We start from the raw sequence: 14,423 nt of genomic DNA on the forward strand, positions 1-14,423 counted from the left end.
GTTTAAAGTGGCGGCCTCATCTGTGCCCTTCGGGTACACCAGGACGCCATTGAGTCGAACCGACAAGGAAAGCCATGTCCCGCGAGAAAGCCGACGCACTGCACCAACAAGCCATGACCCTGGACGACCAGGGCGATAGCGATGCGGCCCTGGCGCTGTATCTCCAGGCCATCGAGCTCGCGCCGGAGAAGTCGGAAACCCACTACAACATCGGCCTGATCTACAAATACCGCGGCGACTGGCCCGCCTCGCAGCGTTACAACCAGCAGGCCGTCGACCTGACGCCGGACGATGAAGCGGCCAACTGGAACCTCGCCATCGCCGCCACGGCGCTGCGCGACTGGAGCTGCGCGCGGGCCGTGTGGAACCGACTCGGGATTTCCATCGAACTGGGCGACCGGCCGATCGAGGCCGATTTCGGCATGACCCCAGTGCGCCTGAATGCCGACGAGAGCGCCGAAGTCGTCTGGGCGCAGCGCATCGACCCGGTGCGCGCCAGTTTGCTGAACATCCCCTATCCGGATTCGGGGTTTCGCCATGGCGACATCGTCCTGCACGACGGCGCCGCGGTCGGCTACCGCGAGAACCAGGGCCGTGAGTATCCGGTGTTCAACGTCCTCGAGCTGTTCACCGCGTCCCCGCACAGCACCTACGAAATCAACCTCCGACTCGGCTCGCCGGAAGACCTCGACGAGTTGCAGCAACGCCTGGACGAACTGGACATCGCCAACGAGTCCTGGTCGAAGAACGTGCGCGTACTGTGCCGCCAATGCTCGGAAGGCCATCCGCACGAGCAGCACGATCACGAGCTGGAGGAAGAGGAAAGCTGGCAGCAGGAGCAGTTGCTCGCCGTCGCGACCAGCGACGAGGCCCGACTGCGCGCGGTGCTGGCCGACTGGGCAAACGATCAGCGGTGCGTCGAGCACATCGAATGCACCCTGGAAGGTGTGCGCCGCTGAAGCGACGCGACGAATGAAAAGACAGCCCCCTGCCGCACCGGGGAAACGCCGCCGGGATGCGTGGTCCGGCGGCGCCGCGCCGACAGTCCCGGCGCGGCAGGAAGCTGCGTAAAACTCAGCGACCGTAGCGCTCGCGGCCCCAGGCGATGAAGGTTTCCAGCATGCGCCGGAGCACCTGGGCGGTCGGTGCGGCGAGGTCTTCGCGGTAGCCGAAGGGCGCGTGCTCACCCATGTAGTTGCACTGCGCGAGTTCCAGTTGCACCGCATGCACGTTGTCCTGCGGCTGGCCGTACTGGCGGGTGATGTGCCCGCCCTTGAAGCGGCCATTGAGGATGTGCCGGTAGACCGGTGCGTCGGCGCACACCGCGACCAGTCGCTCGGCCAGTTCCGCGTCGCAGCTCGCGCCGCTGTTGGTGCCGATGTTGAAGTCCGGCAGCTTGCCGTCGAACAGGTGCGGGATCACCGAGGCGATGGAGTGTGCATCCCACAGCAGCGCGTAGCCGAACTCGGCCTTCAGGCGCGCCAGCTCATCAGCCAGGGTACGGTGGTAGGGCGTCCAGACTTCCGCAAGGTAACGCGCGCGCTCCTCGGCCGACGGCGTCTGGCCGACCTTGAACAGCGGGCGGCCGTCGAACAGCGTGTCGGGGTAGAGGCCGGTGGTGGCGGTGCTGTACAGCGGCTTGTCATCGGCCGGGCGATTCAGGTCGATGACGTAGCGCGAGTAGCCGGCGGCCAGGGTGCTGGCGCCCAGCTCTTCGGCGAAGGCGTAGAGCCGTGGGATGTGCCAGTCGGTGTCGGCCAGCTCGCGGGCTTCATCTACGAGGCCGTTTTCCACGGCCGGGGTCAGGCGGGTGCCGGGGTGCGGCATGCTGATCAGCAGCGGCACGCGGCCGCGTTTGAATTCGAGAACGTTGTCCATGGGGCTATCTCCAGTACGGGCGAGATGTATTCGCTGTTCGTGCGAGCAACGTTTCCTGCTGGAAACCCGTGCCGCTGCTTCCCTCTCCCCAGCCCTCTCCCTGAAGGGAGAGGGGGCATCCGATTGAAGCGGGCCACTCGTGCCACGCTGCCACTTCGCTCGCAGGCTGACGCCAGAGTTTCGAGTGCTGCCGAACCGGTCCCCTCTCCCGCTTGCGGGAGAGGGCTAGGGTGAGGGGTTTTTGCTCTTGTGGCTTCAAAGCTCTTCGCCGTGACGAATGACGCGCTTGGGCAGGTCACCGCCGAGCCAGTAGGCGAGTTCGGCGGGGCGCTGGATGTCCCAGGCGATGAAGTCGGCAACCTTGCCCGCTTCCAGGCTGCCATGGCTGTCAGCCATGCCCAGCGCACGAGCGGCGTTGAGGGTGACGCCGGCGAGGGCTTCTTCCGGGGTCAGGCGGAAGGCGGTGCAGGCCATGTTCAGCATCAGGCGCAGGGACAGCGCCGGCGAGGTGCCGGGGTTGAGGTCACTGGCGATGGCGATGTTCACGCCGTGCTTGCGCAGGACATCCATCGGCGGCAGCTGGGTTTCGCGCAGGACGAAGAAGGCGCCCGGCAGCAGCACGGCGACGGTGCCGGCCTCGGCCATGGCAATGGCGTCGCTCTCGTCCATGAATTCCAGGTGGTCGGCGGACAGCGCGCCATACCGCGCGGCGAGGCTGGAGCCATGCAGCGAGGACAATTGCTCGGCGTGCAGCTTCACCGGCAAGCCCAGGCGCTGGGCTGCCTGGAACACCCGCTCGACCTGAGCCGGGGAGAACGCCAGGTGCTCGCAGAAGGCGTCTACCGCGTCCACCAGCCCCTCTTCGGCCAGCGCCGGGAGGATGTGATTGCAGACCTGCTCGATGTACTCGTCAGCGCGGCCGACGTATTCCGGCGGCAAGGCGTGGGCGGACAGGCAGGTGGTGCGTACCGTCACCGGCAGCTCCTGCTCCAGGCGACGGGCAACGCGCAGCATGCGGCGCTCGCTGTCGAGGTCCAGGCCGTAGCCGGACTTCACTTCCAGCACGGTCACACCATCGGCCAGCAATGGGCGGGCGCGCTTGATGGCGCTGGCCAGCAGTTCGTCCTCGCTCGCTTCGCGGGTGGCGCGCACGGTGCTGGCAATGCCGCCGCCGGCCGCGGCGATCTCGGCATAGCTGACACCGTTCAGGCGCTGCTCGAACTCACCGCTGCGGTCACCGCCGAACACCAGGTGGGTATGGCAGTCGATGAAGCCGGGCGTGACCCAGGCGCCGCCCATGTCAGTGCTCTGGATCGGGCGTTCGGGCAGTTCGGCGCGCGGGCCGATCCAGCTGATGCGGTCGCCTTCGGTGATGATCGCGGCGTCCTCGATGATCGAGTAACGGCCGTCCTTCATGGTCGCCGCGTGGCAGTGCTGCCAGAGGTGTTTCATTGCAGTCTCCCGATGCTTGCGCCGACGCTGTGCAGCGCCGCCGGATCGGCCAGCAGCTCGGCGGCGCGGGCGATGTCCGGCGCCAGCCAGCGGTCGCTGTCATAGGCCGGCACCTGTTCGCGCAGCAGGCTCCAGGCGCAATCGGTGCCGCTGCCGAAGCGCTGCGGCTTGAGGAATTCGAAGGCCTGGGCGGCCAGCAGGTATTCGATGGCGAGGATGCGTCGACTGTTGTCCAGGGCGCGGCCGAGCTTGAGCGCGGCGCTGGTGCCCAGGCTCAGGTGGTCTTCCTGCAGGCCGGAGGTGACGTAGTTGTCCACCACCGCCGGCTGCGCCAGCTGGCGATTCTCGCCGGCAAGGGCGGCGGCGACGTACTGCACGATCATCATCCCCGAGTTGACCCCCGGCTTGCTCACCAGGAAGGCCGGCAGGCCGCTGACCAGCGGGTTGATCAGGCGGTCCAGGCGGCGCTCGGAGACCCCGCCCAGCTCAGCCACGGCAATCGCCAGCAGGTCGGCAGCCATGGCCACGGATTCGCCGTGGGGGTTGGCCTGGGACACCACCCGGTAATCGTCCGGCGTGCCCAGCACCAGCGGGTTGTCGGTGGCGGAATTGAGTTCGGTCTCGATCTGTTTCGCCGCGTGCTCCAGCTGGTCGCGGCAGGCGCCGTGGATCTGCGGCATGGAGCGGATGCTCAGGGCGTCTTGGGTGCGGATACCCTTGCTGCTCGCGATCACTTCGCTGCCTTCCAGCAGCGCGCGCAGGTTGGCGCCGACCTTCTGCATGCCCGGGTGCGGCTTGAGCGCGATGATCTCGGCGTCGAACGCGTCGATCTGCCCGCGGAGGGCCTCGAAGCTCATGGCGCCGATCACGTCGGCCCACTGCGCGAGGCGGGTCGCTTCTTCGAGGGCGAGGCAGCTCAGGCCGGTCATGCACGGCGTGCCGTTGACCAGGCAGAGCCCGTCCTTGGCGCCCAGTTGCACCGGCTCCAGGCCTTCGGCGGCCAGCGCCTGGAAGGCCGGCACCACTTCGCCGCGATAGCTCACTTCACCGATCCCGAGCAGCGCCACGCCGACGTGGGCCATGTGGGTCAGGTAGCCCACCGAGCCCTGTGCCGGCACGCGCGGGGTGATGCCGTGGTTGAGCAGCGCCAGCAGTGCTTCCACCACGCGACGGTGCAGGCCGGATTTTCCGTGGCTGTAGTTGGCGATGGCGGCGGCGATGATCGCACGGGTCTGTTCGTCCTTCAGCGGCTCGCCCACGCCGCAGGCATGACTGAGCAGGGTGTTGCGCGACAGCTGCGCCAGTTGCTCGCCCTGCAGCACCACGTTGCACAGCGCACCCAGGCCGGTGCTGATGCCATAGGCGCGCTCCCCCCGGCTGACGATGCGTTCGACGATGCCGTGGGCGTTGTCGATGCGTGCCCAGGCAGCCGTCGACAGTTGCAGGTGCGCACCCTGGCGCGCCACCTCGACCAGGTCCTGCCAGCGCAGCGGGCCGTTGCCGAAGGTGATGGTGGAAGACGACGACATGCAAAACTCCTGTAGGCGGGGAAGCCCCCTTCCCCGCCGGCGAATGGTGTTACAGCGCGGCGACGCGGCGCTGGACGAAGCGGTCGACGTACTCGTCGGCGGGCTTGTGCAGGATGTCGGCGGGCGCGCCCACCTGGATCAGCTGGCCGTCCTTGAGGATGGCGATGCGGTTGCCGATGCGCACGGCTTCATCGAGGTCGTGGGTGATGAAGACGATGGTCTTGTGCAGGGTCTTCTGCAGCTCCAGCAGCTGGTCCTGCATGTCCGCGCGGATCAGCGGGTCGAGGGCGCTGAAGGCTTCGTCCATGAGGATGATGTCGGTGTCCGCGGCCAGGGCGCGGGCCAGGCCGACGCGCTGGCGCATGCCGCCGGAAAGCTGGTGCGGGTAGGACTTCTCGTAGCCCTTCAGGCCCACGGTGGCGATCCAGTGCAGCGCGCGCTCCTGGCACAGCGCCTTGCTCTCGCCGCGGATCTTCAGGCCGTAGGCGACGTTGTCGAGCACGCTCTTGTGCGGCAGCAGGCCGAAGCTCTGGAACACCATGCTGATCTTGCGCCGGCGGAAGTTCTCCAGCGCGGCCGAGTCATAGGCAAGCACGTCCTCGCCATCGACCAGGATCTGCCCGCTGGTGGGGTCGATCAGGCGGTTGAAGTGGCGCACCAGGGTCGACTTGCCGGACCCGGACAGGCCCATGATGACGAAGATTTCCCCGGCCTCGATGGACAGCGAGAGGTCGTTGACACCGACCACGCAATCGGTGGCGGCGAGCACCTCGGCCTTGCTCTTGCCCTGGCGGATCATCGCCAGCGCCGAGTCGGCCTTGGCGCCGAAGATCTTGTAGACGTTCTTGACCTGGATCTTGCTCATTTGCTGGCCTCATGGTGGCGCGAGCGGCCGTAAGCCTGGGTGATGCGGTCGATGACCACGGCGAGGATGACGATGGCGAGACCCGCCTCCAGCCCCTTGCCGACGTTGAGCGTCTGGATGCCCACCAGCACGTCCTCGCCCAGCCCACGGGCGCCGATCATCGAGGCGATGACCACCATTGACAGGGCCATCATGGTGGTCTGGTTGATGCCGGCCATGATGCTCGGCAGCGCCAGCGGCAGCTGCACACCGAACAGTTGCTGGCGGCGGTTGGCGCCGAAGGCGGTGATGGCTTCCATCACCTCGCGGTCGACCTGGCGAATCCCCAGGTCGGTGAGACGGATCAGCGGCGGAGCGGCGTAGATCACGGTGGCGAAGATCGCCGGCACCTTGCCCAGGCCGAACAGCATCAGCACCGGGATCAGGTACACGAAGCTGGGCATGGTCTGCATGATGTCCAGCATCGGCAGCAGCACGGCGCGGAAGCGGTCGCTGCGCGCGGCGACGATGCCCAGCGGGATGCCGATCAGCACCGAGATGAGGGTCGCCACCATCATCAGCGCAAGGGTCTGCATCAGCTTGTCCCACAGGCCCACGGCGCCCACCAGGAACAGCAGGCCGACGATGACCACGGTCGGCAGGATGCGCCGGGTGGCGTGCCAGGCGATGCCGGCGACGATGGCCAGCATCAGCCACCAGGGAGTGGCCCGCAGCACGCTCTCCAGGTTGACGATGGCCCACAGCAGGGTGTCGGAGATGTGGCGGAACACGTCGCCGTAGTTGGTAACCAGGGCATCGACCCAACCGTTGACCCAGTCGGCGATGGAGAAAGTGAAGCGTTCGGGAAACATGGCACGTACTCGTCAGGAGTGGGCATCACCGGGGAAGCAGTGCCTCCCCGGATTCGGCGGCGTCAGAGCGCGGCCTGGACCTTCTTCGCAGCGTCCTCGCTGACCCAGGTGGTCCACACTTCCGGGTGCTCCTTGAGGAAGGCCTTGGCCAGTTGCTCGGAGGTGAGCTTCTCCTTGGCCATCTTCGCCAGGTTCTGGTTCAGCAGGTCGATGGGCAGGTTGACCTTCTCCAGCACCGCCACCAGTTCCGGGGCCTGATCGTGGAAGGCCTTCGACAGACCGACCTGGATCTTCACGTCCTTGTTCACGCCCGGCTCCTCCAGCTTCACCAGGTCGGCCTGGCCCATCAGCGGCGTCGGCGACCAGTAGTAGAAGAGGATAGGCTCCTTGCGCTTGTAGCTCGACAGCACGGCGGCATCCAGCGCCGGGCCGGTGCCGGGGCGGAAGTTGGTGTACTTGTCCTCGAGGCCGTACTTCTTCAGCATCTCGGAGTTTTCCAGCTCGCAGGTCCAGCCAGCCGGACAGTTGTAGAAGCGGCCCTTGCCCGGTTCTTCCTGATCGCGGAAGACTTCGGCGTACTGCGCAAGGTCGGTCACGGCCTTGAGGTTAGGCGCCTTGGCTTCGATGTTGCGCGCCTTGTCGCCCTCGATCACGAAGCGCGGCACGTACCAGCCTTCGGTGGCGCCGACGATGGGCGCGCCCACGCCGACCACCTTGTTGGCGGCGGCGGCCTTGTTCCAGGCGTCGCTGCGGCCGATCCATTCCTCACTGAAGATCTGGATGTCGTTGTTCGCCAGCGCCTGCTCCATGGTGATGGAGTTGCCCGGCAGGCTGTCGGTTTCGCAGCCGTAGCCGTTCTTCAGGATGATCTGCATGAGGTCGGTGAGCAGCATGCCGCTCTCCCAGTTCAGCCCGGCGAACTTCACCGGCTTGCCACTCTCGCACCAGCCGGCGGCCTGGGCCGATGCCAGGGTGCCGCCCAGCAGACCGGCGGACAGGAACAGGCCCAGCAGCGTCTTCTTGGTGTTGTTCATCTGATGCTCCTAAACGTGAATGAGGTTGGGCAGTGCAAGGGCCGCGAGTGCTTGTGGCCGCGCGGCCGGGCCGGTCTGTTCAGGTGCGGGCCGGCAGGATCAGCCGGTCCGGTACTGCCCGCGTGACGCGGCGGGCGACCAGGTAATAGAGAACGGCCGGAACCACGAGGCCGATGATCCAGGAGATGTCCACGCCACCCAGGGCGTCCACCAGCGGGCCGGTGTAGAACTTGGTGGAGATGAAGGGCAGCTGCACCAGCACGCCGATCACGTAGACGCTGATGCCGGGGATGTTCCAGCGGCCGTAGCGGCCATCCGGATCAGCCAGCGCCGGCACGTCGTAATGCTCGCGGGTGATGCAGTAGTAGTCGACCAGGTTGACCGCGCTCCACGGGGTGAAGAAGGCCAGCAGGAAGAGGATGAAGGACTTGAAGGCGCCGAGGAACGAATGCTGGCCGAGCAGCGCGATCAGGGTCGCGGCGCCGACGATCAGCAGGACGAACACCAGGCGCTGCACGCGGCTCACTTCCAGGTGGCCACGGAAGCCGCTGATCACGGTGGCGATGCACATGAAGCTGCCGTAGGAGTTCAGCGTCGAGATGGTGATCTTGCCGAAGGCGATGCTGAAGTACAGCAGCGCGGCGACGGCGCCACTGCCGCTCAGGCCGACGATGTAGGCCACTTCATGGCCGGCGAACTGGCCGTTGGCCCCGGCCGCGGCGAACACGCCGAAGATCATCGCCACCTGCGCGCCGATCACCGAACCTGCGCCCACGGCGAGGAAGGTCTTCACCGAGGAAGTCTTGCTCGGCAGGTAGCGCGAGTAGTCGGCGACATAGGGGCCGAAGGCGATCTGCCAGGAAGCGGCCAGGGACACCGCGAGCAGGAAGCTGCTCCAGCTGAAGTGACGGATCTGCAGCAGCGCGCTAACGTCGGTCTGGTTCACCAGGCGGCTGAACAGGTAGATGAAGGCGATCACCCCGATGACGCTGGCGATGCGGCCGATCACGTGGATCACCCGGTAGCCAAGCACGGTCACCAGCACGATCACGCTGGCAAACATCAGGATGCCGACGCTGTCGCTGACGCCGAACAGCTGGCCCAGCGCCTGGCCGGACAGCACGGTGCCAGTGGCGGTGAAGCCCAGGTACATCAGGCACACCAGCACGATCGGAATGGCCGCGCCATAGACACCGAACTGCACACGGCTGGAGATCATCTGCGGCAGGCCGAGTTTCGGCCCTTGGGCAGCGTGCAGCGCCATCACGCCGCCGCCCAGCAGTTGGCCGATGAGCAGGCCGATCAGCGACCAGAACACATCGCCGCCCAGCACCACGGCCAGGGCGCCGGTGACGATGGCGGTGATCTGCAGGTTGGCACCCAGCCACAGGGTGAACTGGCTGTAGAGCTTGCCGTGGCGCTCGGCCTCGGGGATGTAGTTGATCGAACGCACTTCGATCAGGGGTTTGGAGCTATCACTGGCCTGGGACATCGTTATTGTTCTCCCGAAGGGATTTATTGTCTGTCGATGTACTGCTGCTTCACGGACCGGGCCGCCGCACGACACCGTGCGGCGGCCCTCTCCCTGGTCCTGCTTTTCTGCTACCGAATTACCGGTCCGTAGGGCGCATAACGCGCCAGCGTTATCCGCCGTATCTGATCACTTGCCGGTGATCATCGGCAGGTTCAGGCCCTGCTCCTTGGCGCAGTCGATGGCGATCTGGTAGCCGGCATCGGCATGGCGCATCACGCCGGTGCCTGGGTCGTTGGTCAGGACGCGGGCGATGCGCGCCGCCGCTTCGTCGGTGCCGTCGCAGACGATCACCATGCCCGAGTGCTGGGAGAAGCCCATGCCCACGCCGCCGCCGTGGTGCAGCGAAACCCAGGTGGCGCCGCTGGCGGTGTTCAGCAGGGCGTTGAGCAGCGGCCAGTCGGACACGGCGTCGGAGCCGTCCTGCATGGCTTCGGTCTCGCGGTTCGGGCTGGACACCGAGCCGGAGTCGAGGTGGTCGCGGCCGATCACGATCGGCGCTTTCAGCTCGCCGCTACGGACCATTTCGTTGAACGCCAGGCCAAGCTTGGCGCGCTGGCCCAGGCCGACCCAGCAGATGCGTGCCGGCAGGCCCTGGAAGCTGATGCGCTCGCGGGCCATGTCCAGCCAGCGGTGCAGGTGAGCGTCATCGGCGATCAGCTCCTTGACCTTGGCGTCGGTCTTGTAGATGTCCTCGGCATCGCCCGACAGCGCGGCCCAGCGGAACGGACCGACACCACGGCAGAACAGCGGGCGGATATAGGCCGGGACGAAACCGGGGAAGTCGAAGGCGTTGGCCACGCCCTCTTCCTTGGCCATCTGGCGGATGTTGTTGCCGTAGTCGAAGGTCGGGATGCCCTGCTTCTGGAACTCCAGCATGGCTTTGACGTGCACGGCCATGGACTGCTTGGCGGCTTTCACCACGGCAGCCGGGTCGGTCTGCGCGCGGTCGCGGTACTGTTCCCAGGTCCAGCCGGCCGGCAGGTAGCCGTTGAGCGGGTCGTGGGCGGAAGTCTGGTCGGTGACCATGTCCGGGCGCACGCCGCGCTTGAGCAGTTCCGGGAGGATTTCCGCAGCATTGCCCAGCAGGGCGATGGAGATGGCCTTGCCTTCGGCGGTGTATTGGGCGATGCGCGCCAGGGCATCGTCGAGGTCCTTGGCCTGCTCGTCGACGTAGCGGCTGGCGAGGCGGAAATCGATGCGGCTCTGCTGGCACTCGATGTTCAGCGAGCAAGCGCCGGCCAGGGTCGCGGCCAGCGGCTGGGCGCCGCCCATGCCGCCCAGGCCTGCAGTGAGCACCCAGCGGCCCTTGAGGTTGCCGTCGTAGTGCTGGCGGCCGGCCTCGACGAAGGTTTCGTAGGTGCCCTGGACGATGCCCTGGCTGCCGATGTAGATCCACGAGCCGGCGGTCATCTGGCCGTACATGGCCAGGCCCTTGGCATCCAGTTCGTTGAAGTGTTCCCAGTTGGCCCAGTGCGGTACCAGGTTGGAGTTGGCGATCAGCACGCGCGGGGCGTTGGCGTGGGTCTTGAAGACACCGACCGGCTTGCCCGATTGCACCAGCAGGGTCTCGTCTTCATTCAGCTCCTTGAGGGTCTCGACGATCTTGTCGTAGCACTCCCAGTTGCGCGCGGCGCGGCCGATACCGCCGTACACCACCAGCTCCTTCGGGTTCTCGGCAACTTCCGGGTCGAGGTTGTTCATCAGCATGCGCAGCGGTGCTTCGGTCAGCCAGCTCTTGGCGTTCAGTTGGGTGCCGCGCGGGGCACGGATTTCGACGTCGCGGAATTTGGTCACGGAAGGCTCCTTCGCTTTGCTCGGGTCGTTGGCCGTTGGGGGCGGCCTGGCGGTTCGTTCGACGGTGCCGAGGAGTTCGCCACCATCATGTCTATTCTTGTATGTACAAGTATAAGCAAAGCAAGGGCCAACCTTGGCTGGCGCGGTGTCCAAGCAGCCGGATAAACAACTCAAATCATTGATTTATATGGAGTAAAACAGATATTTAGTAACTCGGTAGCGGCTGACAGCAATCGCTGCCCTTCAGACGAATGCACCAGAAGCAGGCTTCACTGCACCGTTTCGTTGCGTTCGGTAACACCGCTCGCTACCAAGGGACACAGGTTGTATAGACAAGTTCATTGGAGCGAGATTTAGGCACAGTATCTCCCGGATGCGCCCTCTCCCCCCGCCCTCTCCCTGAAGGGAGAGGGTTAGGGAGAGGGAGCCCCTAGTACCATCAACTTCACCCAGGCACCCGCTCACTTCAACGCCGCATCGATCTTCGTTGCCGCCTCCGCCGTCACCCACTTCGACCACAGCTCCCGGTGCTCGCGGAAGAACTTCGCCCGCACATCCGCCACGTCCCGGTGGTGCTCGGCCATGTCCGCCAGCAGCGCGTTGAACAGCGGCAACGGCAGCTCGACCTTCTCGAACACCTGCACCAGCACCGGCGCCTTGTCATGAAAGTCGCGGGACACGCCGATGCTGATCTTCGCCGGTAGTGAGCGCGACCCCTTGGGGTTGGGCTCGTTGGCGTCGGTCAGGGTCTTCCACGCCGCCTCGTCGAACGGCGGCTCCTCCAGCTGCACCAGCTTGAAGCGCCCCAGCAGCGGCGTCGGTGCCCAGTAATAGAAGAGCACCGGCTTGCCCTGGGCGATGGCCGAGCTGATTGCCGCATCCAGCGCGGGGCCGGCGCCGGTACGGAAGTTCACGTAGCTGTCCGTCAGGCCATAGGCCTTGAGCTTCTGCGTGTTGACGATCTCGCAGGTCCAGCCGGTGGGGCAGTTGTAGAAGCGGCCCTTGTCCGGCTCCTCGTCATCCTTGAACAGCGCCTTGTACCTGGGCAGGTCGCTGACGGACTTCAGCTCCGGCGCGGAGGCCTTGATGCCCCGCTTCGCGTCGCCGTGCACCACGTAATCCGGCACCCACCAGCCCTCATTCGCGCCCTTCACCGTCTCACCCACGGAGAACACCTGGCCGGCCTTCTCCGCCTGCTGCCAGACGGTGCTGCGCCCGGCCCACTGCTCGCCGGTGACCTGGATGTCGTTCTGTTTCAGCGCGTTCTCCATGGTCACGGTGTTACCCGGCACGGCGTCGGTCTGACAGCCGTAGCCCTTCTCCAGGATGAATCGCAGCACGTCGGTGGTGAACATGCCGCTCTCCCAGTTCAGCCCGGCGAACACCACGGGTTTCGGGTAGGGGCAGGCGGCGAAGGTCTGCGCACACAGGCCCAGGGCCAGCAGCAGCGCGAACAGGCAACGGGGGGTGGACATGGGCGTCTCCGGGCGCGTCGGTGTCCCATTGGGTTTAGCCGCCGATCCGCGATTTGCCCACGACCATCGGACTGGAAATGCCACCGCCGGTGACATTCACTCCCTCCATGCACCACCGCACGCCAAGGTGAAATGCCGAACCACGCGCCCCCGCACGCCATGGCATAGCGATTGCTATACCTGTATATACAGGAACGATCCACGGTAACACTTTCACCGAACCCAGGATGCTGACATGTCCGAAACCCTGCTCCTGACGCCCGGCCAGTTCGACCTCGACCAGCTGCGCGCCATCTACCAGCACCAACCCGAATTACGCCTTGCGGATGAATGCCGCGAGGCCATCCTGCGCAGCGCGCAGACGGTCAGCCAGATCATCGCCGACCAGCGCACCGTCTACGGCATCAACACCGGCTTCGGCCTGCTGGCGCGCACCTCCATCGCCGAGGACCAGCTCGCCACCCTGCAGCGCAACCTGATCCTCTCCCACTGCACCGGCACCGGCCCGCTGCTGGACGACGCCAGCGTGGCGCTGATCATGGCGCTGAAGATCGGCTCCCTGGCGCGCGGCTTCTCCGGTGTCGGCCTGCCGGTGATCGAGACACTGCTCAAGCTGTACAAGGCGCAGGTCTACCCATGCATCCCGTCGCAAGGCTCGGTGGGCGCCTCGGGCGACCTCGCGCCGCTGGCGCATATGTCCTCGACCCTGCTGGGCGTCGGCCAGGTGCGCCATGAAGGGCGCATCCTCGAAGCCGCCGAAGGCCTCGCCATCGCCGGCGCCGAACCGCTGGTGCTGGGGCCCAAGGAGGGCCTGGCGCTGATCAACGGCACCCAGGTGTCCACCGCGCTGGCCCTGCGCGGGTTGTTCGCAGCGGAGAAGCTGTTCATCTCAGCGGTAGTCGCCGGCAGCCTGACGGTGGAAGCGCTGAAAGGCTCGTTCGTGCCCTTCGACGCGCGCATCCAGGAAGTGCGCGGCCAGCCGGGGCAGATCGCGGTCGCCGCGCTCTACCGCGAGTTGCTGCACGACAGCCCGATCAACCATTCGCACATCGACTGCAAGCGCGTGCAGGACCCGTACTCGCTGCGCTGCCAACCTCAGGTGATGGGAGCGTGCCTGGATCACCTGCGCTTCGCCGCTGGCGTTTTCCTGCGCGAGGCCAATGCCGTTTCCGACAACCCACTGGTATTCAGCGCTGACGGCGATGTTCTGTCAGGCGGTAACTTCCACGCCGAGCCGGTGGCCATGGCGTCCGACGTGCTGGCGCTGGCGATCTCCGAAATCGGCGCGCTGTCCGAGCGGCGTATCGCCCAGCTGGTGGACCCGGCGATGTCCGGGCTGCCGGCCTTCCTGGTCAAGGAAGGCGGGCTGAACTCCGGCTTCATGATCGCCCAGGTCACCTCGGCGGCCCTGGCCTCGGAGAACAAGACCTGGGCTCACCCGGCCTCGGTGGACAGCCTGCCGACCTCGGCGAACCAGGAAGACCACGTCTCCATGGCCACCTTCGCCGCCCGTCGCCTGCAGGACATGGCCGGCAACAGCGCCGGCGTGGTCGCCATCGAATTGCTGGCCGCCGCGCAAGGCGTGGACTTCCACGCGCCGCTGCAAAGCTCGCCTCAGCTGCAGGAAGTGCGCACGCTGATCCGCAGCCAGGTGCCGCATTACGAGCAGGACCGCTACTTCGCCCCGGACATCGCCGCCGCGCGGGCGTGGGTGGAGGATGGGGTGATGAGCCGCTGGATCGGTTACGCGCGGCTATACGGCTGATAGATGGCGTTTTACGCCATCGCGGGCATGGCCCGCTCCTACAATGGCAAGAGCCCGCTACTCCCCCTGTAGGAGCGGGCCATGCCCGCGAACAGCGCCTGTAAGGCGCATCTCCCGTCCAGCCGTATAGGCCGAGTTCAGGACCCGTAGGATGGGTGGAGCGGAGCGATACCCATGCGGATCGTCGCGCGGTGATTGATGGGTATCGCTTCGCTCCACGCCATCCTACTCACAGCATCCCGCCAG

11 protein-coding genes are annotated in these 14,423 nt (G+C 66.2%); 2 read left to right on the top strand and 9 right to left on the bottom strand.

The genetic code is table 11. From position 1 onward, the window contains the following. Positions 1–74 precede the first annotated feature (74 nt). Positions 75–959: a tetratricopeptide repeat protein gene (locus tag ABKS89_RS28130; RefSeq protein WP_348588418.1), complete on the top strand. Its 885-nt coding sequence runs from the start codon at positions 75–77 to the stop codon at positions 957–959. Positions 960–1,074: 115 nt separating this feature from the next. Here ABKS89_RS28130 and hutG read toward each other — a convergent pair whose 3' ends face one another. From hutG to ABKS89_RS28175, 9 genes are all read right to left on the bottom strand, one after another. Beyond that, positions 1,075–1,878, bottom strand: a complete 804-nt coding sequence (gene hutG / locus ABKS89_RS28135) for an N-formylglutamate deformylase (protein ID WP_348588419.1) — start codon at positions 1,876–1,878, stop codon at positions 1,075–1,077. 255 nt (positions 1,879–2,133) lie between these two features. Next, a complete protein-coding gene (gene hutI / locus ABKS89_RS28140) occupies positions 2,134–3,330 on the bottom strand; it encodes an imidazolonepropionase (RefSeq protein WP_348588420.1) in 1,197 nt (398 codons plus the stop codon). Beyond that, on the bottom strand, positions 3,327–4,859 hold the full coding sequence (gene hutH / locus ABKS89_RS28145; RefSeq protein WP_348588421.1) for a histidine ammonia-lyase: 1,533 nt from the start codon (positions 4,857–4,859) through the stop codon (positions 3,327–3,329). The genes hutI and hutH (ABKS89_RS28145) overlap by 4 nt, the downstream gene beginning before the upstream one ends. A 49-nt stretch (positions 4,860–4,908) precedes the next feature. Beyond that, a complete protein-coding gene (locus tag ABKS89_RS28150) occupies positions 4,909–5,724 on the bottom strand; it encodes a quaternary amine ABC transporter ATP-binding protein (RefSeq protein ID WP_192293251.1) in 816 nt (271 codons plus the stop codon). Next, the gene (locus tag ABKS89_RS28155; protein WP_138213885.1) at positions 5,721–6,575 is read right to left on the bottom strand and encodes an ABC transporter permease; all 855 of its coding nucleotides are present in this window, start codon (positions 6,573–6,575) and stop codon (positions 5,721–5,723) included. Before ABKS89_RS28155 ends, ABKS89_RS28150 begins: the two co-directional genes overlap by 4 nt. Positions 6,576–6,637: 62 nt before the next feature. After that, positions 6,638–7,609 (bottom strand): ABC transporter substrate-binding protein, encoded by a 972-nt coding sequence (locus tag ABKS89_RS28160; RefSeq protein WP_138213884.1) that lies wholly within the window; start codon positions 7,607–7,609, stop codon positions 6,638–6,640. A 79-nt stretch (positions 7,610–7,688) separates the two neighbouring features. Next, positions 7,689–9,101, bottom strand: coding sequence for a purine-cytosine permease family protein (locus ABKS89_RS28165; RefSeq protein WP_081515367.1), 1,413 nt, complete (start codon positions 9,099–9,101; stop codon positions 7,689–7,691). Positions 9,102–9,269: 168 nt separating this feature from the next. Next, positions 9,270–10,937 carry a urocanate hydratase gene (gene hutU, locus ABKS89_RS28170; RefSeq protein ID WP_348588422.1) on the bottom strand — a complete coding sequence of 556 codons (1,668 nt, stop codon included), beginning with the start codon at positions 10,935–10,937 and terminating at the stop codon, positions 9,270–9,272. Positions 10,938–11,398: 461 nt separating this feature from the next. After that, the gene (locus tag ABKS89_RS28175) at positions 11,399–12,412 is read right to left on the bottom strand and encodes an ABC transporter substrate-binding protein (RefSeq protein WP_348588423.1); all 1,014 of its coding nucleotides are present in this window, start codon (positions 12,410–12,412) and stop codon (positions 11,399–11,401) included. A 235-nt stretch (positions 12,413–12,647) separates the two neighbouring features. Between ABKS89_RS28175 and hutH (ABKS89_RS28180) the strand changes: the two genes are divergently transcribed. Further along, positions 12,648–14,177, top strand: a complete 1,530-nt coding sequence (hutH, locus tag ABKS89_RS28180) for a histidine ammonia-lyase (protein WP_348588424.1) — start codon at positions 12,648–12,650, stop codon at positions 14,175–14,177. Positions 14,178–14,423: the final 246 nt, after the last annotated feature.

This window comes from Pseudomonas sp. LABIM340 (assembly GCF_040017195.2).
Lineage (GTDB): Bacteria > Pseudomonadota > Gammaproteobacteria > Pseudomonadales > Pseudomonadaceae > Pseudomonas.

Bases quoted from the DNA above. Each gene is read 5' to 3' on its own strand.
- ABKS89_RS28175 (WP_348588423.1), bottom strand. From the start codon at position 12,412: ATGTCCACCCCCCGTTGCCTGTTCGCGCTGCTGCTGGCCCTGGGCCTG.
- ABKS89_RS28150 (WP_192293251.1), bottom strand. From the start codon at position 5,724: ATGAGCAAGATCCAGGTCAAGAACGTCTACAAGATCTTCGGCGCCAAG.
- hutH (WP_348588421.1), bottom strand. From the start codon at position 4,859: ATGTCGTCGTCTTCCACCATCACCTTCGGCAACGGCCCGCTGCGCTGG.
- hutG (WP_348588419.1), bottom strand. From the start codon at position 1,878: ATGGACAACGTTCTCGAATTCAAACGCGGCCGCGTGCCGCTGCTGATC.
- ABKS89_RS28155 (WP_138213885.1), bottom strand. From the start codon at position 6,575: ATGTTTCCCGAACGCTTCACTTTCTCCATCGCCGACTGGGTCAACGGT.
- hutI (WP_348588420.1), bottom strand. From the start codon at position 3,330: ATGAAACACCTCTGGCAGCACTGCCACGCGGCGACCATGAAGGACGGC.
- hutH (WP_348588424.1), top strand. From the start codon at position 12,648: ATGTCCGAAACCCTGCTCCTGACGCCCGGCCAGTTCGACCTCGACCAG.
- ABKS89_RS28165 (WP_081515367.1), bottom strand. From the start codon at position 9,101: ATGTCCCAGGCCAGTGATAGCTCCAAACCCCTGATCGAAGTGCGTTCG.
- ABKS89_RS28160 (WP_138213884.1), bottom strand. From the start codon at position 7,609: ATGAACAACACCAAGAAGACGCTGCTGGGCCTGTTCCTGTCCGCCGGT.
- ABKS89_RS28130 (WP_348588418.1), top strand. From the start codon at position 75: ATGTCCCGCGAGAAAGCCGACGCACTGCACCAACAAGCCATGACCCTG.